Consider the following 21,185-nt stretch of genomic DNA (forward strand, 5'->3'; position numbering starts at 1 on the left):
CCATGGGCGGTGGGTTCGACGTTGACGCCGACCGGCTGCGCGAGCACGCCCGGAAGGTCGAGGCGCTCCAGGAGCGGTTCGGCGCGGTCAAATCGGCCAGCGCGCACATCGCGCGGGACGACCAGGCCTACGGGACCCTCTGCGCCTGGATCGCGGGCGTCCTCGAAGGGCGCCACACCAGGCAGGACGAGCTGATCTCCTACGTGGAGGAGAACCTCGGGCAGGCCGCGTCCGCGCTGCGCGCCGCAGCCGAGGACTACGACCGCCGCGAGGTCGAGCACGGCGACGACCTCCGCGCCGCCGGAGGTGGCCTGCTGTGAGCGACGACCTGGTCGCCCCGGTCGAGTCCACCACGAAGCCGTGGACGGGCGCGGGCACCGCCGACAGCGTGCAGGGTCTGGTGGAGGCCATCCAGAGCGAGGGCTGGGTCGACGACGTGCTCGCCGGGGTCGGGGTAGGACTCGAAGTCACCTCGGCCGTGCTCGACCCGTTCGGCACGTTGCTGTCCAACGGGCTGGGCTGGGCGATGGAGCACTTCGAGCCGCTGCGGGAGATGCTCGACGAGCTCACCGGCATCCCCGACGTGGTCAGCTCGCACGCCGCGACCTGGGAGAACATGGCCGGGGAGCTCTCGGCGATGGCCGCGGACCTGAGCGCGGACCTGGACGCCGACCTCGGTGGCTGGACCGGCGGAGCGGCCGACGCCTACCGGAGCATGATGGGCGCGAACGTCGACGCGATCGGTGGCCTCGGCGCGACCTCGGCGGCCATGGCGTCGGCGACCTCGGGTGCGGGCGGCCTGGTGCAGGCGACGCGCGACATCGTGCGGGACCTGATCGCGGACCTCGTGGCGCGGGTGATCGTGTGGGCCGCCGAGGCGATCTTCGTGGTGACCATTCCGGTCGTGGCCGCGCAGATCGCCTCGGCCGTCGCCAAGTGGGTGGGGCGGATCACCGGGTACGTCGGTGGTCTGATCGACAGCCTCACGAACCTCAGCAAGCTCATCGACGGGTGAGGCGGGGACGGTGGCCAGGAAACCTCACGGGGGAAGCGGGAACGGCGGGGACGCGCCCGGGAGCGGCAGGCCCTCCCAGCGGCACGGGAACATCGACGCGAGCCGCAGCGTCTCCGGCGCGCAGGACAGCATCCAGCAGACGGCGCAGGCCGGCCGACCCGGTGGTGCCGGGCCCGCCTCGTCCACGAGCACGGCCGCTCCGCCGACGACGAGCCCGCCGCCGACCGGGCCGGGCCTGGGTGAGGCGGCCCCGGAGAGCACCCGGCCCGGGTCGGATCCCGGCTCGATCGGCCAGCACAACCGCGGTGCCGTCGCGGAAGGCGTGCCCGCGCAGGACAAGAACACCTGCGGCGACCCGATCGACGTGGCCAGCGGGGACGTGGTGCTGGCGCAGCGGGACGTCGAGCTCGCCGGGGTCCTGCCGCTGGTGCTGAACCGCACGCACCTGTCGTCCTACCGCGTCGGCAGGCACTTCGGTCCGAACTGGACGTCCACCGTGGACCAGCGGTTGGAGCTCGACGGCGGCGAGGTGCACTTCGCCGCGGACGACGGCACGCTGCTGTTCTACCCGCAGCCCACCGGTGACGAGCCGGTGCTGCCCCGCTCCGGGCCGCGCCGCGCGCTGTCCCGCGGGGAGGACGGCTACGCGATCACCGACGCGGACCTCGGACGCACCCTGCACTTCGGATCCGTCGGGGCGGTGCTGCCGCTCCTGGCGATCACCGATCGGAACGGCCACCGGATCGACGTGGAGCGGGACGCCGCCGGAGTTCCCGTGGAGATCCGGCACTCCTGCGGGTACCGCATCCGCGTCGACTCCGAGGACGGGCTGATCACCGCTCTGCACCTGCGGGAGGCGGACGGCGGTGCGGACCTCGCGCTGCTGCGCTACGGCTACACCGGGCGGCGGCTCACCGAGGTCGTCAACGCCTCCGGGCTACCGCTGACCTTCGAGTACGACGACGCGGGCAGGCTCATCAGCTGGACCGACCGCAACGGTGCCTGGTACCGCTACGGATACGACCACGAGGGCCGGGCCGTGCGCGCCGAGGGCTCCGGGGGTTTCCTCAGCGGCACCCTGGCTTACGAGGACGGGCTGACCACCTGGACGAACTCGCTGGGACAGCGCACCGAGCACCACCTCAACGAGCGCGGGCAGACGGTTCGCGAGGTCGATGCCGCGGGCGGCGTCGTCCGCTCGGAGTGGGACGAGTTCGACCGGCTGCTGTCCCGCGCGGACCCGCTCGGCCGCGTCGTGCGCTACGAGTACGACGAGGTCGGGAACCTGCTCGCCGCGACCCGCCCGGACGGTTCGCAGACCCGCTTCGAGTACGGCGCGCACCGGTCGCCGATCACCGTGATCGGCCCCGACGGCTCGGTCTCCCGCCGCGAGTACGACGAACGCGGCAACCTGACCCGCGTCATCGACCCGCTCGGCGCGGTCACCAGCTGGACCTACGACGAGCTCGGCCACCTCAGCACGATCACCGACGCCCTGGGCGGCTCCCGTCGCGTCGAGACCGACGCCGCGGGCCTGCCGCTGGCGGTGACCGACGCGGCGGGGGCCACCACCCGCTACGAGCGCGACGGCTTCGGCCGCGTCGCCGCCGTCGTCGACCCGCTGGGCGGGGTGACGCGCTTCGGTTGGACCGTCGACGGCAAACCCGCGTGGCGCGCGCTCCCCGATGGCGCCACCGAGCGCTGGAGCTACGACGGCGAGGGCAATCTCCGCACCCACGTGGATGCGCTCGGGCAGGCCACCCGGACCGAGGTCACCCACTTCGACCTGCCCTCGGCCGAGGTGCGTCCCGACGGCACCCGCTTGGAGTTCGGCTACGACACCGAGCTCCGGCTCACCAGCGTCACCAACGAGCAGGGCCTGGTGTGGAGCTACGACTACGACGAGGTCGGCAACCTCGTGCGCGAGACCGACTTCAACGGCCGCGCGGTGCGCTACGTCCACGACGCCGCCGGGCAGCTGGTGTCCCGCACCAACGGGGCAGGGGAGACCACGACCTTCGTCCGTGACGTGCGCGGCGACGTCGTCGAGCGCCGCACCGCCGAGGGGACCACGACGTTCGGCTACGACGACGCCGGCCGCCTCGTCGCGGCGGCGGACGCCGACACCCGGATCCACCTCCACCGGGACGCGGCGGGCCGGGTGCTCGCCGAGTCCGTCAACGGCCGCACCGTCACCTCCGCCTACGACGCCCTCGGCCGCCGGATCCGCCGCCGCACGCCGTCCGGCGCGGAGAGCCGCTGGGAGTACGACGCGAACCACCAGCCCACCGCCCTGCACGTCGGGGAGCGCGCGCTGCTGTTCGGCTACGACGCCGCCGGGCACGAGGTCTCCCGCCGGCTCGGCCCGAACGCGGTTCTCACCCAGGCCTGGGACGCCAACCACCAGTTGCTGTCCCAGCGCCTCACCGGCGCCGGGGGGCGCGGCATCCAGGAGCGCTCGTACCGGTACCGCGCCGACGGCCTGCTCGCCGGGGTGCGGGACAGCCTCAGCGGCCCGCGCACCTTCGAGCTCGACCGGGCGGGCCGCGTCACCGCGGTCCGGGCGGAGGGCTGGACCGAGCGCTACGCCTACGACGCCGCCGGCAACGTCACGGGCGCGGCCTGGCCGGTGTCCGCCGGGTCCTCCGACGCGAGCGAGGTGGGGCAGCGCGAGTACTCCGGAACCCTGGTGCGCCGGGCCGGTTCCACGCGCTACGAGCACGACGCCCAGGGCCGCCTGGTGCTGCGCCAGCGGCGGCGTCTCTCGCACAAGCCCGACACCTGGCGCTATTCCTGGGACTCCGAGGACCGGCTCGCCGGAGTGCTCACACCCGACGGTTCGCGCTGGCGCTACCGGTACGACCCGTTGGGCAGGCGGGTCGCGAAGCAGCGCCTCGGCCCCGGCGACCGGGTGCTGGAGCAGGTGGACTTCACCTGGGACGGCGTTGTCCTGGCCGAGCAGGCCCGCTCCGGCGGCGTGCCCGGCGACCTGCGCGTCACGGTGTGGGACTACGAGCCCGGCTCCTTCCGCCCGCTGGCGCAGCGCGAGCGGGCGCCGCTGCGGCACGCCCCGCAGCAGTGGGTGGACCAGCAGTTCTACGCGATCGTGACGGATCTGGTCGGCGCCCCGGCGGAGCTGATCAACGACCAGGGCGGTGTCGCCTGGTACCACCGCACGACGCTCTGGGGCCGCACCCTCGACCAGAGCCGCACCGGCGCGTACACGCCGCTGCGCTTCCCGGGCCAGTACGCGGATCCGGAATCAGGCCTGAACTACAACTTCCACCGCCACTACGACCCGTCCACGGGCCGGTACACCAGCGGCGACCCGCTGGGCCTGGCGGCGGGAAGTAACCCACACCGGTACGTGGCGAACCCGAGCACGAATTATGATCCGCTCGGTCTTTGGTCGTGCAAGGATGACCACGTCGAGTTGTATCGGGCGGTCAAGGAAGATGAACTGCAAGATATCCTGCAGAACGATAGAAGTTTCTCGAATCCTAGGGGGATTGAGACGAAGTACTTCTCGCAGAGTGCTGCGGATGCTTCAGCGTATGCCAGGGAAGCGTATCGAAACTGGCCGAACGAAGGCGCCTACACGATCGTGCGTACCACGATTCAGCGCGATAGCATCCCCGCGGAAAGTGTGCTGCCTTACATATCTGATGTAGCGGGCGGGCTGCCTGGGGTGGCGCTCCCGAGCGAGCTTCTCGGGAATCTCACGCGGCCCCGAGTTCTTCCTCATGCGGCTATTGGATAGGATTATCAATGCGGATCGTGCTAGCGGCTGAGTCTGAAGGTGTCGCTTCGGAACTGGGCGATTTGTTCAGTGAAATTGATGGTGTGCTGGTGAGGAGCGGCGCGGTTGGCGAGGTCGCCGCCGATTGTGATGCGATTTTGATGAAATTTTATTTGGCGCACGATCGGTATGGTGGCTCGCCGGTGGTCGGGGAGTCGCAAGTGTTGACCAACTCGCGAGGCGATGGGCTTCCTGGTCGTGTTGTCGCCACCTCGCCGTTTCCGTCCTCGGACACTTCAACCGACGATAGCGAGGTGGAGCGTCGGTTGCGAAGCATGTTCGCGCGCGCCTTCGATGCGGTGCGGACGGCTGAAGGGATTGGTGAGGACTGGAGAGTTTTGGTCCACCGGGAAGGGTTGGGGCTTGATGCGTTCAGCGCTCAGCAAATTTTTGACGCGATAAGAGCGTCCCGATAGTGGCGGGGCGCCAGGCGAAGAGGATTTAGGCGTGGCGGCGCCGCGGAGGTCTTGATTGCGGCCGGTTGACGTGGTGGAAGGAGTACGAGCTTACCTGGACGCCGTCGACGCGGGAACGCGGGAGATTGTTTCACCGTGTCCCGGGGCGGCGAATCTCCGCGATGTCGTCGAGCTCGCGATGGAGAAGAAGATTCGGAGGAAGGGGCGGCTGGGCAGCGGGGTGGAGTACTCGATCCACGGCGTCGGCTGCCTGTTCGTCGGGGTGAACGGGGCGGAAGCGGATGTCGATGTCGACTTCTTCGATGATGGTGCTCGCGTGTTCGACGTCTGGCGTCTGAGCATGTTCTTCGAGACCTCCGGCGGCGGGATTTCGCCGGGGAGTGAGCGGATTCAGGAATCTTGTGCGGAGCTGATCGATAGGGGTGTGCTTCAGTCGCGCGGCAGGTGGTACACGGCCGATATCTCGTAGCTCCGGTCTTCGCTTTGCTGCGGGCGCCGCTCCGCGCGGCTCGCCGTGGTCGTGGCGGAATGGTGGCGGTGGCTCGGGCGTTGTGCGAGGCGTGGCGTCGGACGCGCGTGAGGTGCTGGTGCGGGCCAGGGGGCAGGTCGCGGCCCGGGTGGAGTCGTTGCGGCGGCAGCTGGGGGAGATCCGGGAGGTCTCGACCTGGTCGGGCGCCGATGACGAGCACGACCCGGAGGGCGCGACGATCGCGTTCGAGCGCGCCCAGGTGCAAGGCTTGCTCGCGGACTCCCAGCGCGAGCTGGTGGAGCTTGACCGCGCCGCCGAGCGGATCGAGGCCGGAACCTACGGCCGGTGCGAGCGGTGCGGAGCACCCATCGGTGAGGAGCGGTTGGCGGCGCTGCCCGCCACCACCACGTGCATCGACTGCGCGTCCCGGCGCTGAGCGCCCGCGCGGTGAACCGCTCCGGTCAGGTGCGACGGAGTCGGAGCCGGGCGGGGGCGCAGCGGCGTCGTGACCAGGCAGGCGCCGCACCTGCTCCCGCCGGGCGGATGGTCGAGCAGCCGCCGGTGCACCGGGCCGGTGAGGAAGTGGCCGCAGGCGCAGGGAATCCGGAACGTCTCGTACCGCGCGGGCACCAGGTGCCAGGTGGGCTCCAGCAGCGAACTCATCCAGGTGCATCCCAGCACCGGGTGGTGCGGCGGTAGTGGGACCACCGCGCCGCACGGGTCACCGATCTTCACTGCCCGGATCCCGTTCGAGGGCGGCCAGCGCCTCGTGGATGCGTTCGCACTTCGTCGCGTCCGGTGCCGTCGAGTAGGGCTGGCGGCAGTAGTAGCAGGTGCGGATCGTGCGTTCCAGCGGCGTCCAGGTCGCGATCTCCGAAGCGCCCGCGCGGCGCTCGGTCATCGACTCGGGAGGGGCGTGCTGCTTCACGGGTCGGACTCCTAGCTCGATTCGGTGAACGCCAGGCGCCGATCCCGCCGCGTTGTCGATGCGGCTGGTAACTTCGGCGCGTTTTGGTAGGAGCGATCTTCGTAGGAGCATGGTGGTCGGCTCAACCACGTTGCCAGCTGCGCAGCGGGTGAACGTCGTTCGAGCGCCGTGCTGACGAGCAGGGAGTGGAGCGGATGGCCGCGACCCCGAAGGCACGCGCGCTGGGCCTGGCCGTGCGCAAGATCCGCCAGGAGCGCGGACTGACCCTGCGCGAGCTGGGGGAGCGGATCGGCCGCCACGCCGGGGAGATCTCGCGGTGGGAGAACGGGGAGCGGCCCTTCACCCCGGAGCGGGTGGCGCAGATCCTCGGTGCCCTCGACGTCAACGGAACCCGCTTCCAGGAGATCGTCTCGTTGTCCTACGAGACGAAGAACCCGCCGTGGGTCGCGACCGCGTTGCCGGAGCGGGATCAGCAGCTCGCGGCCCTGATCGACTTCGAGGCGTCGGCGACGCGGATCACCGAGGTCGCCCCGCTGCTGGTTCCCGGACTGCTCCAGGAGACCGGGTACGTCCGGGCGATCATGGGTGCGGGCGGGGTGCCCGCCAGCGAGGTGGCCGCGCGCGTCGCGCTGCGCTTGGGGCGCCGCGAGGTGCTCACCCGGCCCGACCCGGTGAGCCTGCGCGCCTACCTGGGCGAGGCGGTGCTGCACCAGGTGATCGGCGACGCGCCGATCACGGCGGCGCAGCTCCGGCACCTGTGCGACGTGGCGACCCGGCCGAACGTCGAGATCCGCGTGGTCCCGTTCCGCAGCGGCTGGCAACCGGCGCTGGAAGGCGCGTTCACGCTGCTCGAATCCGAGGTGTCCACGCCGATCGTGCAGCTGGAGAACCGCCGGTCCACCTTGTTCCTGCACGAGCACGACGACATCCGCGCCTACCAGCGCGCGGTCGACGACCTGCGCACGGCGGCCCTCGGCGCGGCGGAGTCCCGGGAACTCATCACCCGGCGGATCAGGAGTCTGGAGCGAACATGAGCGAGCGGTGGCTGAAGTCCAGCAAGAGTCAGAACGGTTCGGCCTGCGTCGAGGTGGCGGTGGATCTGCGCCGGTTACGCGACTCGAAAGATCCCGCCGGGCCCGTGCTGCGCGTCGACGTCCCGGCGTTCATCGCCGCGGTGAAGCGGGGCCGGTTCGACGCCGAGTGATCACGCGCCTGCCCGCCTCGGCCGGGGCGCACGAGTTCCCGGCCGGCGAGCGGGAGAACCCGGCACGGCGCCGGGCGGATCGGCCGATCGGTGCCGAGGGGCGGCCCATCGGCCGAGGATCACCCCCCGCGCGAGCGGCCACGCTGGTGGTGGCCCGGGAGCCGGGCCGCCGTCGACCAGGGGAGTGGGCCGCAGTGCCGCGCAACCGCACGTTCCCGGCCGCGCTCGCGCCACTGCTCGCGCTCGTGCCGCTGGTGGCGTTCGCCGTCGTCCTCCTCGGGCCGTCCTCGATCGCCCTGCGCGAGGACGTGCTGCACGAGGAGACCTCGGCGGCCGCCGGGGTGACCTACGAGCACGGCGGAGCCCAGCACTCCAGCGACCTGCGGCTGCTGCGGATCCTGCGCCCGACCGGGGTGGAGCACGAGCTGCACCTCGGGCCGGGGGCGGAGTCCTCCTACTACCCGGTGTCGGTGGAGTTCGGCTCCTCCGGCGAGCCGCGGATCCGCGAGGTGCGCTGGTTGCCGGACCGGGTGGCGGTGCGGTTCGCCTCCGGCGAGCTGCTGGAGGTCCCGGCCGAGAACTTCCGCAGCGTCCGGTAGCCCGCGGGCCCGGCCGGCGCTCAGGTCGTCAGGAAGCGCACCACCAGCTCGGAGGCCTCCGGGCGGAGCTCGTCGAAGTAGGCGTGCCGGGCGCCGGGGAAGATCGTCGCGGTGGCGTCCGGGATGCGCCCGGCCAGCAGTTCGGCGTTGACGACCGGTGCGAGCAGGTCGTCCGATCCGTGCAGCACCAGGGTGGGAGCGGTGATGTCCGGGAGCCGCTCCCAGGCGTCGTGCCGGGCGCTGGCCCGCAGGTGCAGCCGGGTCGCCGCCGGGGTCATCGTCGGATCGCCGAGCACCGGGCTCCGCTCCGGGACGCCGGACCAGGCGGCCGAGTACATCAGCTCGAACAGGGCCCGCCGCCGCTGCCCCGAATCCGGGTTCAGCAGCGAGCGGCGCACCCGCTGGTCGCGCTCCACCGCGTGCGCGCCGCCGGGCGTGGTGCAGCCGAGGACCAGCCGGTCGACGAGCTCCGGGTGCTCGATCGCCAGCCACTGCGCCACCCGGCCGCCCATCGAGGTGCCGTAGACGTGGGCCCGGTCGAAGCCCGCCGCGCGCAGCACCGCCGCCGCGTCCGAGGCGAACGACCGCGTCGACCAGTCACCTTCCGGTGCGGTCGTGGCTCCCGTGCCGCGGTAGTCGAAGGTGACCGTCCGGAACCGGCCCTCGAAGTCCTGGCGCGCGGTGTCCCACCACCGCTGCGAGTTCGCCTGACCGGCGAGCAGCAGCAGACCGGGCGCCCCGGCCGGGCCCGCCACCCGGTAGTCCAGGCGGGCCCCGTCGTCGGTGGTCAGGTGCACGGTGGCGCTCCCGGCGGTCGTGGCGTCAGGACTCGATCCAGTTGTGCTGCTTGGCCAGCTCGGTGAGCCTGCGACGGACCTGCACGATCTGCGCGGCGGTGAGCGTGGGGACGGCGTCGAGCAGCGCCTCGGTCAGCTCGGTGCGGAACTCGGGGACGGAGAGCACGTCGCAGAGCCCGTCGTCCTCGGCGTCGCGGCGCGGGCGGGTCTCGGGTGCGCGGTCCGCTTCGAGCAGCCGGACGTGCGAGGCCTTGAGTCCGCGATCGCCCTCCTCGATCTCGAACTCGACGCGGGCGCCCGGGCGGAACAGCTGCTTCGACTCGCTGATGTCGTTCGCGTGCACGAACACGTCCTCGCCGCCGTCGTCCGGTGCGAGGAAGCCGTAGCCGCGATCGTCGTCGAACCGCACGACTTTGCCGTTCACCATCGAGTGGACCCCCGAGCGTCGAAAGAAACGTTTCGCACGCATCGTAGTGAGCCGTGCGCGGAGGGCCGGAGCGGGCTCCGCCGTTCGGCCGCCGCCGATGGTCCTTGCGGCGGGGACGCCCGATGACCATCCACAGTGGACCGGGTGTGGCTCGGCCCAGCCGCCTCGAACGATCAGTGAAGCTGATTCCCGTCCTGTGCAGGTGGTGCGCGGCGGGCGGGCCGGGGATGACACCATGTGCGAGGTGAGCAGCCGAGCAGAGCGACCCGGGTCGGCGGACGATGCCGACGCCGGGAACGCACGCCCTCCGTTGACCCTCTACCTGGTCAAGCGGCTGGAGCTGGTGATCCGCGCGCTGCTGGACGACGTGCTCCGCCCGCTGGGCCTGACCACCCTCCAGTACACCGCGCTGACCGTGCTGCAGAACAAGGGCGCGCTGTCCTCCGCGCAGCTGGCGCGACGTTCTTTCCTGCGGCCGCAGACCATGCACGAGATGGTGCTGACGCTGGAGAAGCGCGGCCTCATCGAGCGCGGTCCGGACGAGGGCAACCGGCGGGTGCTGCTCGCCTCGCTGACCGCGGACGGCCGTCGGCTGCTCGCGGAGTGCGCCCCCGCGGTGCAGGAGCTGGAGGACGAGCTGCTGGCCGATCTCAGCCCGGGGCAGCGCGTCACCTTCCGCGAGGGGCTGGAGCACGGGGCCGCCGCGCTGGCCGCCGTGTCGGAGGCCCGCCGCTCCTGATTCCCCGCGTTCCGCGGCCGGCGTCGTGCCGGGTGGGGCTTGTCCGGGGCGTTTCGCTGCATCATCATCAGGCTTCCTGAGTCATTGGTGTGGCGAGGCGGGAGCGGGCGATGGGCGTGCTGCGAGGTGCGGAGTGGAGCGGCCGGATCTTCACCGGCGAATGGGTTCCGGGCGGCGGCGGGCCGCCGGGGCGGGCCGTCGAACCCGCGACCGGCGACGTGCTCGCCTTATTCGGGCTCGCGAGCGAGTGGGACGCCCTGGACGCCGCCGAACGCGCCGCGCGGGCCCAGCGGGACTGGGCGGCGACCCCGGCGTTCGAGCGGGCGGCGGTGCTCTCCCGGGCGGCCGCCCTGTTCGCCGAGCACGCGGCCGAGATCGACGACTGGATCGTGCGCGAGTCCGGCTCCACCCGGTTCAAGGCGGGCATCGAGACCGCGGCCGCCGCCGCCGAGTGCGCCGAGGCCGCGGCCCTGGCCACCGCCCCGCACGGCGAGCTGCTGCACTCCCCGGCGCCCCGGGTGAGCGTGCGCCGCCGGGTCCCGGCCGGAGTGGTCTCGGTGATCTCCCCGTTCAACTTCCCCCTGATCCTGGCCGTCCGCTCCGTCGCTCCAGCGCTGGCGCTCGGGAACGGCGTGCTGCTCAAACCCGATCCGCGCACGGCGGTGTGCGGCGGAGTGGTGATCGCGCGGATCTTCGAGGAGGCCGGGCTCCCCCCGGGAGCGCTGCAACTGCTGCCCGGCGGCGTCGAGGTCGGCTCGGCGCTGATCGACGCGCCGCAGGTGCGGGTGGTGTCGTTCACCGGCTCGACCGCGGCCGGCCGGGTGATCGGGGAGCGGGCGGCGCGGACCTTCACCCGGGCGCACCTGGAGCTCGGCGGCAACAGCGCGCTGGTCGTGCTCGGGGACGTGGACGTGGCGGCCGCCGCGTCCTGCGGGGCGTTCGGGAACTTCATCCACTCCGGCCAGGTCTGCATGGCGATCGGCAGGCACCTGGTGCACGAGTCGATCTACGAGGAGTACGTGGAGTTGCTGGGGCGCAAGGCCGAGGCGCTGCGGGTCGGCGACGGGTACCGGGAGGACGTGCAGCTCGGGCCGATCATCGACGACCGGCAGCTCGACCACGTCCGGGACCTCGTCGAGCGCAGCACCGCGTCCGGAGCGCGGCTGGTCGCCGGGGGAGCGCACGAGGGCCTGTTCCACCGGCCGACCGTGCTCGCCGACTGCACCTCCCGGACCCCGGCCTACGCCGAGGAGGTCTTCGGCCCGGTCGCGTGCGTGCGCCCGTTCTCCGACGCGGAGGAGGCGGTGGCGCTCGCCGCCGACAGCGAGTTCGGGCTCAGCCTCGGGGTGCTCAGCGGTGACCTGGCGGCCGCGACGGCGCTCGCGGACCGGATTCCCAGCGGGCAGGTCCACATCAACGACCAGACCTTCAACGACGACGCGAACGCGCCGTTCGGCGGGGTCGGGGCCTCCGGGAACGCGCGGGTCGGGGGCCCGCGCGCCAACGCGGAGGCGTTCAGCGAGACCCAGTGGTGGACCCTCCGCGCCACCGCTCCCCGCTACCCCTTCTGAGCCTGGTGTCCGCCGCGCCGGACCTGGTCGCCGGCCCGGTCCCCGCTCAGCCGAAGATCTCGCGGACCTCGGCCTTGCGGATCTTGCCGGAGCCGGTGGTGGGCAGGGACCCGGCGAAGCGCACCGAGTGCGGGACCTTGTACCCGGCGAGGCGCCCGCGCAGGTGCTCCAGCAGGGCCGCCGGGTCCACCTCCGCGCCGGGCTCGGGCACCACGACCGCCCGGCCGACCTCGCCCCACCTCGGGTCCGCCACCGCGATCACCGCGCAGGCCGCGACCCCGGGGAAGTCGTGGATCTCGTTCTCCACCTCGGCGGGGTAGACGTTCTCCCCGCCGGAGATGAACATGTCCTTGATCCGGTCCACGACGCGCACGTACCCATCACCGTCCACAGTGGCCACATCGCCGGAGTGGAACCAGCCGTCCCGCAGCGACCGCGCGGACTCCTCCGGGCGGTGCCAGTAGCCGGGCGTCACGTTCGGCCCGCTGACCACGACCTCGCCGCGCTCCCCGGGCGCGACCTCCCGGCCGGCGTCGTCGACGACCCGCACGTCGGTGAAGAACGACGGCACCCCCGCCGAACCCAGCTTCGAGGTGAGGTGCTCGGGGTCCAGCAGCAGCGCACCCGGCGCGGTCTCGGTCATGCCGTATCCCTGCACGAAGCTCAGGCCCCGCGACAGGTAGCGCCGGATCGTCGAGGTCGGCACCGGCGAGCCGCCGCACAGCAGCGTCCGCACCCCGGACAGGTCCGCCTCGGCCCACCGCTCGTGCGCGGCGATCGCGTCGTACATGGCGGGCACCCCGAACATGAGCGTCACGCCCTCCCGCTCGAAGGCGGTGAGCACGGCGCCGGGGTCGAACGCGGAGTGCAGCACGACCGAGCCGCCCTTGAGCAGCGTCGGCAGGCAGACCATGCCGAGGGCGGCGGCGTGGAACAGGGGAGCGGCGATCAGCGCCCGGTCGTCGCCGGAGAGGTCGGTCTCCACGAGCACGTTCACGCAGTTCCAGGTCAGGTTCCCGTGCGTGAGCACCACGCCCTTGGCGCGGCCGGTGGAACCCGAGGTGTACATGACCAGGCACGGGTCCTCGGGGGAGACCGGGAGGTCGAGCGGCTCGGGCTCGTCGTCCGCGCCGAGCGGGACCTCCCCGTCCGCGCCGATCTCGACGAGCAGCGCCCCGGTGCGCAGCGCGGTGCCCGCGTGCTCGGGGGTGCGCACGAGCGCGGCCGCGTCGCAGTCGGCGAGCACGAACTCCAGCTCCGGGGCGCTGAGCCGGAAGTTCAGCGGTACGAACACCGCGCCGAGCGCACCGCAGGCGAACAGCAGCTCCAGGTACGCGGGGTGGTTCGGCCCGAGGTAGGCCACCCGGTCACCCGACCGCACCCCGGCCGCGGCGAGCCCGCGCGCGAGCCGGGCCGTGCGCCGGGCCAGCTCCGCGTAGGTGATGGAGCGGTCACCGTGGCGCAGCGCGATCCGGTCCGGGGTCATCCTCGCCCGCCGCGCGGGCCACGATCCCAGCCCCTGGTTCCGCACCGGTCCACCTCTCGCCGAAGACTGCGGGACACGATCTCGCGCCGGGCCGGAACGGGAGGCCCGGCGCGGTCACCGCTCCGGGTCGAACGCGCTCAGCCCCGGGCGGTAGGTCTTGTCGTCGAGGAACTGGGTCAGGCCCTTCGCCCTGGCCCCGGCCTGGTCGGTGAACTGGGACTGGTCCAGCTTCGCGTAGAGGTACTCCTCGGACTGGTCCCAGGGCATGTCGGCGGCGACCTTGTAGCCGACCTTCGCCGCGTGCAGCACCACCTGGTTCATCGACGCGAGCTTGAGCGCGAGCTCGCGGGTCCGCTCCCGCAGCCGCTCGGCGGGCACCGCCTCGTTGACCAGCCGCATCCGGGAGGCCTCCGCGCCGTCGAAGGGCTCACCGGTGAGGATGTGGTAGAGCGCGTCGCGCTGGCTGACGGTGGCCGCGAGGGCCCGGCTCACCACGCCGCCCGGCGGGATCCCCCAGTTCACCTCGGAGAGCCCGAACCGCGCGCGCTCGTCGGCGACGGCCAGGTCGCAGGCCACGAGCGGGGTGAAGGCGCCGCCGAAGCACCAGCCGTTGACCATCGCGATCGTGGGCTTGAGCCAGTGCGCGAGCCGCTTCCACTGCCATTCCGCGCTGGCACGGCGAACCCTGGCCTGCACCGCGGTGCTGCCGGTGGCGTCGACCTCGCGGAAGTACTCCTTGAGGTCCATCCCCGCGGAGAACGCCTCGCCCGCACCGCTGAGCACCAGCACCCGGCAGCGCTCGTCGCCCTCCAGGTGGTCGAGGACGCGGACCATCTCCTCGTTGAGCGCCGGGTTCATCGCGTTGCGCTTCTCGGGCCGGTTCAACGTCACCCAGGCGATGCCCTCGTCGAACTCGACCAGCACGGTGTCGCCCCACGGTTCGGGGGCGCCGCCGGTCACCGCAGCACTCATCAGCCACCTCGTCGTTTGAATCAGGATTCCTGATTGATATGTAGCAGCGCGCGGAACGGGTGGTCAAGTGCGTCCCGGCGAGGTCTCGTGTTCGGGATCACAATGGTGATCCATATGCGTGCCGAGACACCTTTCCCCGCCGCATTTGGTGCGAAAACCACTCGCTCGAAAGATGTCCGGATCTGGTCCACAGTGGATTCCGACGCGGGAGCTCCTTGATCGCGGATCGGGCGACGGCTCTAATCAGCCCGAACCCGGGCCGCCGCACGGCGGCGTGGACGCGATCCGGCCGTCCGCGGAGGTCTCATCCGAGGCCGCGGCCCGGCCGGCGCAGGAGGAAGTGCAGATGGCGGACCCCGACCGAGCCTCGTCGCCGAACCGGATCGAGACCGAGGTGCTCATCGTCGGGTCCGGCCCCGCGGGCGCCTCGGCGGCGCTGTTCCTGTCCACGCTCGGGGTGAGCAACGTGCTGGTCACCAAGCACCGGTGGACCGCGAACACCCCCCGCGCGCACATCACCAACCAGCGCACCATGGAGATCTTCCGGGACGTCGGCATCGAGCAGCGGGTGCTCGCCGAGGCCACCCCGCACGAGCTGATGGGCGACACCGTCTTCTGCACCGCGCTCGCGGGCGAGGAACTCGGCCGGATCCGCACCTGGGGCACCCATCCGGCCCGGCACGCCGACTACGAGCTGGCCTCGCCCTCGTGGAACTGCGACATCCCGCAGAACTACCTCGAACCGATCCTGATCGAGAACGCCACCCGGCGCGGCACGGTGACCCGGTTCGGCACCGAGTACCTGTCGCTGGAGCAGGACGCCGACGGCGTCACCGCCCTGGTCCGGGACCGGTTCACCGGGCACCAGCACGAGATCCGGGCCCGGTACCTGATCGGCGCCGACGGGGCCCGCTCGAAGGTCGCCGCCGACGTCGCGCTGCCGATGCGCGGCGAGCTCGACACCGCGGGCTCCATGAACATCACCTTCAGCGCCGACCTGTCCGAGCACGTCGCGCACCGCCCCTCGGTGCTCTACTGGGTCGTGCAGCCAGGCTCGAACATCGGCGGCATCGGAACCGCCGCGGTGCGGATGGTCCGGCCCTGGCACGAGTGGATGATCGTGTGCGGGTACGACGCGCGCGGCGAGCCCCCGGTGCTCGACGACGCGCGGGCCGCCGAGATCGTCCGCGGGCTGCTCGGGCTGCCGGAGCTCGACGTGCGGATCACCGGAACCTCGCTGTGGGGCAACAACGAGCAGTACGCCACCCGGTTGCAGGCCGGTCGCGTGTTCTGCGCCGGGGACGCCGTGCACAAGCACCCGCCGAGCAACGGGCTCGGCTCCAACACCTCGGTGCAGGACTCCTACAACCTGGCCTGGAAGCTGGCGGCGGTGCTGCGCGGGCGCGCGGGCGAGGAGCTGCTGGACAGCTACACCGAGGAGCGGGCGCCCGTGGCGGAGCAGATCGTGCTGCGCGCCAACCGGTCCGGCCGCGAGTTCGGGCGGTTCTTCGAGGCGCTGGACATCGCCGAACCCGGTCCGCCGGAGCGGCTGCTGGCGAACGTGGAGCAGCGCAAGGACGCCACCCCGGCGGGCGTGGCCAAGCGCGAGGCGCTGCGGCACGCGATGGAGCTCAAGGAGTACGAGTTCAACGCGCACGGCGTGGAACTGGGCCAGTTCTACGAATCCCGGGCCGTGGTCTCCGACGGCTCCGCCCGGCCCGAGCCGGAGCGCGACCCGGAGCTGTACTACCAGGCCTCGACGGTGCCGGGCTCCCGGCTGCCGCACGCGTGGGTCGGCGACCGCACCCGGCGGATCTCCACCCTCGACCTCGCGCCCGCCGACCGGTTCACGCTGCTGACCGGGATCACCGGGCGTTCCTGGAAGGACGCCGCGGACGCGATCGCCCACGAGCTCGGGGTCGTGCTGGAGACCGTGGTGATCGGTCCCGGCCAGGACGTCGCGGACCTGTACTTCGACTGGTCGCGGCTGCGGGAGGTCGCCGAGGACGGGGCGCTGCTGGTGCGCCCGGACAAGCACATCGGCTGGCGCGCGCACCAGCTGCCCGCCGACCCGGAGGGTGCCCTGCGGGCGGCGCTGACGACGATCCTCGCGCGCTGAACCGCTACTCGCCGAGGGCCTTCGCGAGGGCGTTGGCCACGCGGAGGTCGAGGCCCAGGCGCTCGCGCAGCAGCCGCACGACCTCGATCTCCGCCCGCTGGGCCACCAGCGGCCGCAGCTGCTCGTGCAGCTCCGGATCCCGCTCGCGCAGCTCGCGCACGACCTCGGCGTAGTCGGCGGGGTGCTCGTGGTCGACCAGGTGCTCGGTGAGCAGCTTGGCCTGCAGCAGCGAAGCGGCGGGCACCGCCTCGCGCAGCACCTTGACCGCCTGGACCTGGTCCCCGGCGCGCATCAGCTCGCGCACCGCGTGCCGGATGTCCCAGGGAACCGGAATCGTCCACAGCAGCTCGCGCTGACTCGGTTCGGCCGCCACCTGGCGGTACCGCTTCCACTTGCTCGCCAGCACCAGGACCAGCGCTGTCCCCAGCAGCACGAGGACGAGCACGAACACGACGTGCATCGGATCGGTCGGCCCGGCCGCGAGCGTCGCGGCGGCGGTGGTCCCGGGAGGGGTCGGCATGGTCGCGATCATGCCTCAGCCGGACCGCCCGGGAGCCGAGGGGGCCCGGCCGGGGCCGGGATCACCAGTCGGCTTCGGTGTAGCGGACCAGGCCCCGGAGGGTCCGGCCCTCCCGCACGTCCTGATAGCCCTTGTTGATCTCGTCCAGCGCGTAGGTGCGGGTGACCAGCTCGTCCAGCTTGAGGCTGCCCCGCCGGTAGAGCTCCAGCAGCCGGGGGACCTGGGTTCGCGGGCTCGTCCCGCCGAAGATCGCGCCCCGGACGCGCTCGCGCGGCAGCGCCAGCTCGAACGCGCCGATCCTCGTCTCGGTCGTGGTCATGTCGGCCAGCGCGGTGACCACCACCTGCCCGCCCCTGGCGGTCAACGCCAGCGCCTCGCCGAGCTGATCGCCCCGCGGCTCGCCGACGGTGAGGATCGTGGTGTTCGCGAGGCGGCCCCAGGTGATGTCGCGCAGCGGCTCCAGCGCCTCCTCCGCGGAGGCGAAGGCGTGCGTGGCCCCGAACTCGACGGCCTTGCCCCGCCTGAACGCCGCCGGGTCCACCGCGGCCACGACGTGCGCGCCCGCCGCGACCGCGCCCTGCACCGCGTTGATCCCGATGCCGCCCGCGCCGACGACCACCACCGCGTCGCCGGGCCGGGTGGCGCCGACCTCGGTGGCCGAGCTCCAGCCCGTCGCCACCCCGCAGCCCAGCAGCGCGGCGGTCTCCAGCGGGATGTCGTCCTCGATCGTGATGACGCTGGACTGGTGGACCGTCACGTGCGGGGAGAAGGTGCCCAGCAGGCACATCGGCGCCACCGGCCTGCCCCGGTGCGTCACCCGGTGCGTGCCGTCGGCGACGGCGCGGCCGGTGAGCGGCCCGGCGCCCTGCTCGCAGAGGTTCCGCATCCCCGCCGAGCAGGGTCGGCACGCCCCGCAGCCGGGGAGGAACCCGAGCACCGCGTGATCTCCCTCCCGCACCCCGGTCACCCCGGCGCCGACCTCGGTGACCACCCCGGCTCCCTCGTGGCCGCCGAGCACCGGGTACGGCGGCACCGGCACCGCGCGGGTGCGCAGGTGCTCGTCGCAGTGGCACAGGCCGGTGGCGGCCAGCCGCAGCCGCACCTCGCCCGCGGCGGGATCTCCGACCTCGATCTCCTCGATGGACCAGTCCTGCCCGGGTTCGTGGAGGAGGGCTGCCTTGGTCTGCACGGTTCGGTCCTCCCGCGGGGGCGAGGCGGACGGCGAGGTCCGCCGGGAAGCGATGGCGTCGTCGGCATCGGGCGGGGTGGGTGCCGCGGCGTCTCCCGGCCGCGGGGAAGGTGACCTGAGTCTCACGCAGACCGTGGCACGTGTCGCGGCGTCCGGCCAAGCGGTCAGTGCTGACTTCGCGAGTGGAGAGCCGGGGTCGGAGCTGGACCGTTCGGCCCGGTTCGGGTCGGTGATCAGCTGTTCTCGATGGTCCTTCCGGGTGAGCGCGGGGTCGTCCGGTCGGTCCGGGTGCCGGGAGGGCCGCTCGGAGTTCACCCCTCCGGACCGGGTCGTGCCCGGTGGGCCGCTCCGGGCGTGACGCCGAGCACCCGCCGGACGGCTCCGGCTCGGGTAACTTCTAGCCATGCCCTTCTCCGATCCGGACAGTCCGGCCCAAGCTCTCGACCTGCTCGTCCAGGGCAACGCTCGCTTCGTCGAAGGCGACCGGCTGCACCCCAACCAGGACGCCGACCACCGGGCCGCGCTGGCCCCGGGGCAGAAGCCCTTCGCGGTGCTGTTCGGCTGCTCCGACTCCCGGCTCGCCGCCGAGATCATCTTCGACCGCGGGCTGGGCGACCTGTTCGTGGTGCGCACCGCCGGTCACGTCGCCGGTTCCGAGGCGCTCGGCAGCATCGAGTACGGCGTCGGGGTGCTGGGGGCCCCGCTCGTGGTGGTGCTCGGGCACGACTCCTGCGGCGCGGTGACCGCCGCCTCCAACGCCTACGACGACGGGAACTCGCCCACCGGCTTCGTCCGGGACGTCGTGGAGCGGGTCTACCCGAGCGTGGTCAGCGCCCGCGCCGCGGGCCGCACCGCGATCGACGAGATCGTCGACGAGCACATCAGCAAGACCGCGGACTTCCTCGTCGAGCGGTCCAAGGTGCTCGCGGAGCGGGTCGAGGCGGGCACCTGCGCCGTCGCCGGCCTGTCCTACCGGCTGCACGAGGGCACCGTCCGCCTCGTCGCCGCCCACGGTTCCCTCGGCGAGCACGCGATCGCGCGCTGACCCGCCGCAGGGTCCGCTCATCCCGCGTGGCGGACCGGGTGACCTCGTTGTTCCCGGTCCGCGCGGATGCGGCATGATCGACGCGGGAGGGATCTGATGAGCGAGAGCCGCGTAGTCCAGGCCGCCGAAGGCACCTACCTGGTCCACGGGAGCAGCACCAACTGGGTCATCCTCGTCGAGGACGACTCGCTGACCCTCGTCGACGGCGGCTACCCCGACGACGCCGACGCCGTGGAGGCGTCGGTGCGGGAGATCGGCTACCGGATGCGGGACGTGGAGGCCGTGCTCGTCACGCACGCCCACGTCGACCACATCGGGTCGCTGCCGCAGCTGACCCGCAAGTACGGGATACCCGTGCACCTGGACCGGGTGGAGGTCGCCCACGCCCGCCGCGACTACCTCCAGCAGGCCACCCCGAAGCAGATCCTGCGCAACGCCTGGCGCCCCGGGGTGCTGCCCTGGGCGGCGCACGTCGTGCGAGCCGGGGCGCTCAAGCCCTGCGCGCTCCCGGAGGCCGAGCCGTTCCCCCGCGAGGGGGCGCTGGACCTGCCCGGCAGGCCGGTGCCGGTGCCCACGCACGGCCACACCTCCGGGCACACCTGCTACCACCTGCCCGAGCGCGGGGTCCTGATCAGCGGTGACGCCGTGATCACGGGCCATCCCACCTCGCGGGTGCGGGGGCCGCAGATGCTGCTGCCGATGTTCCACCACGACGGCGCCCGCGCGTTGCAGGCGCTGGACTCGTTGGAGGGGCTCGGTGCCGACGCGCTGCTGCCCGGCCACGGCCCGCTGCGCACCGGCTCGCTGAGCAAGGCCCTCGGCGAGGCCCGCGAGAACGCGGCCCGCCACCTGCGCTGAGTCAGGCGATGTAGCGCAGCACCGGGAGCATCGCGTGCTCGTCTCCGCTCCCGGGTGTTTCGGTGGTGCAGGCGTCGAGCCGCGCGCGCAGGTCCGCTTCGTCCAGGTCGGTGCCGATGAGCACCAGCGCCGTGCGCGGTGGATCGCCCGCCCAGGACGAGCGGTGGAAGCGGACGTAGTTGCCCACGGTGTGCAGCAGGAACCGCTGCCGGTACCCGGGGATTCCGAAGTGGACGGTCCCCTTCATCCGGTAGAGCCCGGCGGGGCGCTCGTCGAGGAAGTCCATCAGCTTCCGGGGGTCCACCGGACGCTCCGAGGTGAACTCCGCGCTGCGGTACGCGGCGTGGGCGTGCTCGGAGCAGTCGTGCCCGGCGAGCAGGTCGGTGAACGAGAGCTGCCGGGGCCCGGTGTCGGCGGGGCGCTCGACGCTGTCGAACAGGAACGCCGGGTCGACCTGGCCGCGCACCGCCTCCAGCAGCGGGGTTCCCGGCGCCTCGGCGGCCACCACCGCGCGCAGCGCGGTGAGCCCGGCGGGCGGCACCCGGTCGGTCTTGTTCAGCACCACCACGTCCGCGAACCGCAGGTGGGTGGCGAACTCCGGGTGGCGGGCGCGGGTGCGCTCGAACTCCGCCGCGTCGACGACCTCGACCAGGCCGCCGTAGCCGGTGTTCGGGTCCTCCCCGGCCAGCAGCATCCGGATCAGCTCGCGCGGATCGGCCAGGCCGCTGCACTCCACCACGATCACGTCGATGCCCGCGCTCGGCTCCGCGAGCCGGGCGAGCATCGCGTCCAGCCCGCTGGCGTCCACCGCGCAGCACAGGCATCCGTTGCCCAGCGACACCATCGAGTCCACCTGGCCCGCGACGTGCATCGCGTCGATGTTGATGCTGCCGAAGTCGTTGACCACGACCCCGATCCGGGTACCGCCCGCGGTGGCGAGCAGGTGGTTGAGCAGCGTCGTCTTGCCCGAGCCGAGGAAACCCGCGACCAGCACCACCGGGATCTGCCTGCCCGCCACCGAGACCTCCTCGC

Annotated in this window: 22 protein-coding genes; 14 read left to right on the forward strand and 8 right to left on the reverse strand. The window is 72.5% G+C overall.

All coding sequences use genetic code 11. From position 1 onward, the window contains the following. Positions 1–2 precede the first annotated feature (2 nt). From ACL03H_RS06455 to ACL03H_RS06480, 6 genes are all read left to right on the forward strand, one after another. On the forward strand, positions 3–320 hold the full coding sequence (locus tag ACL03H_RS06455; protein WP_412810166.1) for a type VII secretion target: 318 nt from the start codon (positions 3–5) through the stop codon (positions 318–320). After that, on the forward strand, positions 317–1,015 hold the full coding sequence (locus tag ACL03H_RS06460) for a WXG100 family type VII secretion target (RefSeq protein WP_412810167.1): 699 nt from the start codon (positions 317–319) through the stop codon (positions 1,013–1,015). Before ACL03H_RS06455 ends, ACL03H_RS06460 begins: the two co-directional genes overlap by 4 nt. Positions 1,016–1,025: 10 nt before the next feature. Continuing rightward, a complete protein-coding gene (locus tag ACL03H_RS06465; protein WP_412810168.1) occupies positions 1,026–4,775 on the forward strand; it encodes an RHS repeat-associated core domain-containing protein in 3,750 nt (1,249 codons plus the stop codon). A gap of 8 nt (positions 4,776–4,783) precedes the next feature. After that, the gene (locus ACL03H_RS06470) at positions 4,784–5,230 is read left to right on the forward strand and encodes a hypothetical protein (protein ID WP_412810169.1); all 447 of its coding nucleotides are present in this window, start codon (positions 4,784–4,786) and stop codon (positions 5,228–5,230) included. A 55-nt stretch (positions 5,231–5,285) separates the two neighbouring features. Further along, complete coding sequence (locus ACL03H_RS06475) at positions 5,286–5,699, forward strand: DUF6896 domain-containing protein (RefSeq protein WP_412810170.1); 414 nt, start codon at positions 5,286–5,288, stop codon at positions 5,697–5,699. 91 nt (positions 5,700–5,790) lie between these two features. Continuing rightward, a complete protein-coding gene (locus tag ACL03H_RS06480; RefSeq protein ID WP_412810171.1) occupies positions 5,791–6,135 on the forward strand; it encodes a TraR/DksA family transcriptional regulator in 345 nt (114 codons plus the stop codon). 285 nt (positions 6,136–6,420) lie between these two features. Here ACL03H_RS06480 and ACL03H_RS06485 read toward each other — a convergent pair whose 3' ends face one another. After that, positions 6,421–6,627, reverse strand: coding sequence for a hypothetical protein (locus tag ACL03H_RS06485; RefSeq protein WP_412810172.1), 207 nt, complete (start codon positions 6,625–6,627; stop codon positions 6,421–6,423). Positions 6,628–6,821: 194 nt separating this feature from the next. Between ACL03H_RS06485 and ACL03H_RS06490 the strand changes: the two genes are divergently transcribed. The 3 genes from ACL03H_RS06490 to ACL03H_RS06500 all read left to right on the forward strand — a co-directional run bounded on the left by ACL03H_RS06490 (position 6,822) and on the right by ACL03H_RS06500 (position 8,430). Further along, entirely contained in the window at positions 6,822–7,661 is an 840-nt protein-coding gene (locus ACL03H_RS06490) for a helix-turn-helix domain-containing protein (protein WP_412810173.1), read from the forward strand. After that, the gene (locus ACL03H_RS06495; protein ID WP_412810174.1) at positions 7,658–7,831 is read left to right on the forward strand and encodes a DUF397 domain-containing protein; all 174 of its coding nucleotides are present in this window, start codon (positions 7,658–7,660) and stop codon (positions 7,829–7,831) included. The genes ACL03H_RS06490 and ACL03H_RS06495 overlap by 4 nt, the downstream gene beginning before the upstream one ends. Positions 7,832–8,025: 194 nt before the next feature. After that, complete coding sequence (locus ACL03H_RS06500) at positions 8,026–8,430, forward strand: hypothetical protein (RefSeq protein WP_412810175.1); 405 nt, start codon at positions 8,026–8,028, stop codon at positions 8,428–8,430. 20 nt (positions 8,431–8,450) lie between these two features. Here ACL03H_RS06500 and ACL03H_RS06505 read toward each other — a convergent pair whose 3' ends face one another. Together ACL03H_RS06505 and ACL03H_RS06510 are read right to left on the reverse strand one after the other, a co-directional pair. Continuing rightward, complete coding sequence (locus ACL03H_RS06505; protein ID WP_412810176.1) at positions 8,451–9,227, reverse strand: alpha/beta fold hydrolase; 777 nt, start codon at positions 9,225–9,227, stop codon at positions 8,451–8,453. A gap of 25 nt (positions 9,228–9,252) precedes the next feature. Then, positions 9,253–9,654 carry a cold-shock protein gene (locus ACL03H_RS06510; RefSeq protein WP_412810177.1) on the reverse strand — a complete coding sequence of 134 codons (402 nt, stop codon included), beginning with the start codon at positions 9,652–9,654 and terminating at the stop codon, positions 9,253–9,255. Positions 9,655–9,898: 244 nt separating this feature from the next. Here ACL03H_RS06510 and ACL03H_RS06515 point away from each other — a divergent pair, with 244 nt between their 5' ends. Both ACL03H_RS06515 and ACL03H_RS06520 read left to right on the forward strand, forming a co-directional pair. Continuing rightward, the gene (locus ACL03H_RS06515; protein WP_412810178.1) at positions 9,899–10,393 is read left to right on the forward strand and encodes a MarR family winged helix-turn-helix transcriptional regulator; all 495 of its coding nucleotides are present in this window, start codon (positions 9,899–9,901) and stop codon (positions 10,391–10,393) included. A 110-nt stretch (positions 10,394–10,503) separates the two neighbouring features. Continuing rightward, positions 10,504–11,964 (forward strand): aldehyde dehydrogenase family protein, encoded by a 1,461-nt coding sequence (locus ACL03H_RS06520; RefSeq protein ID WP_412810179.1) that lies wholly within the window; start codon positions 10,504–10,506, stop codon positions 11,962–11,964. A gap of 46 nt (positions 11,965–12,010) precedes the next feature. Here ACL03H_RS06520 and ACL03H_RS06525 read toward each other — a convergent pair whose 3' ends face one another. Together ACL03H_RS06525 and ACL03H_RS06530 are read right to left on the reverse strand one after the other, a co-directional pair. Then, positions 12,011–13,495, reverse strand: a complete 1,485-nt coding sequence (locus tag ACL03H_RS06525; protein ID WP_412810180.1) for an acyl-CoA synthetase — start codon at positions 13,493–13,495, stop codon at positions 12,011–12,013. A 69-nt stretch (positions 13,496–13,564) separates the two neighbouring features. Next, positions 13,565–14,422, reverse strand: a complete 858-nt coding sequence (locus ACL03H_RS06530) for a p-hydroxycinnamoyl CoA hydratase/lyase (protein WP_412810181.1) — start codon at positions 14,420–14,422, stop codon at positions 13,565–13,567. Positions 14,423–14,768: 346 nt separating this feature from the next. Here ACL03H_RS06530 and ACL03H_RS06535 point away from each other — a divergent pair, with 346 nt between their 5' ends. Then, entirely contained in the window at positions 14,769–16,541 is a 1,773-nt protein-coding gene (locus ACL03H_RS06535; RefSeq protein ID WP_412810182.1) for an FAD-dependent oxidoreductase, read from the forward strand. Positions 16,542–16,545: 4 nt separating this feature from the next. Here the strand turns inward: ACL03H_RS06535 and ACL03H_RS06540 are convergent, their stop codons facing one another. Then, on the reverse strand, positions 16,546–17,061 hold the full coding sequence (locus ACL03H_RS06540; RefSeq protein ID WP_412810183.1) for a hypothetical protein: 516 nt from the start codon (positions 17,059–17,061) through the stop codon (positions 16,546–16,548). Positions 17,062–17,122: 61 nt separating this feature from the next. Then, positions 17,123–18,250, reverse strand: a complete 1,128-nt coding sequence (locus tag ACL03H_RS06545; RefSeq protein ID WP_412810184.1) for an NDMA-dependent alcohol dehydrogenase — start codon at positions 18,248–18,250, stop codon at positions 17,123–17,125. A 403-nt stretch (positions 18,251–18,653) separates the two neighbouring features. Here ACL03H_RS06545 and ACL03H_RS06550 point away from each other — a divergent pair, with 403 nt between their 5' ends. Next, positions 18,654–19,295, forward strand: a complete 642-nt coding sequence (locus tag ACL03H_RS06550) for a carbonic anhydrase (RefSeq protein WP_412810185.1) — start codon at positions 18,654–18,656, stop codon at positions 19,293–19,295. Positions 19,296–19,391: 96 nt separating this feature from the next. Next, positions 19,392–20,153, forward strand: coding sequence for an MBL fold metallo-hydrolase (locus ACL03H_RS06555; protein WP_412810186.1), 762 nt, complete (start codon positions 19,392–19,394; stop codon positions 20,151–20,153). Position 20,154: 1 nt separating this feature from the next. Here ACL03H_RS06555 and ACL03H_RS06560 read toward each other — a convergent pair whose 3' ends face one another. Further along, positions 20,155–21,171, reverse strand: a complete 1,017-nt coding sequence (locus tag ACL03H_RS06560; RefSeq protein WP_412810187.1) for a CobW family GTP-binding protein — start codon at positions 21,169–21,171, stop codon at positions 20,155–20,157. Positions 21,172–21,185 lie beyond the last annotated feature (14 nt).

Origin of the sequence: Saccharopolyspora antibiotica (assembly GCF_047200635.1) — a bacterium.
In the GTDB taxonomy this organism is placed as follows: domain Bacteria; phylum Actinomycetota; class Actinomycetes; order Mycobacteriales; family Pseudonocardiaceae; genus Saccharopolyspora_C.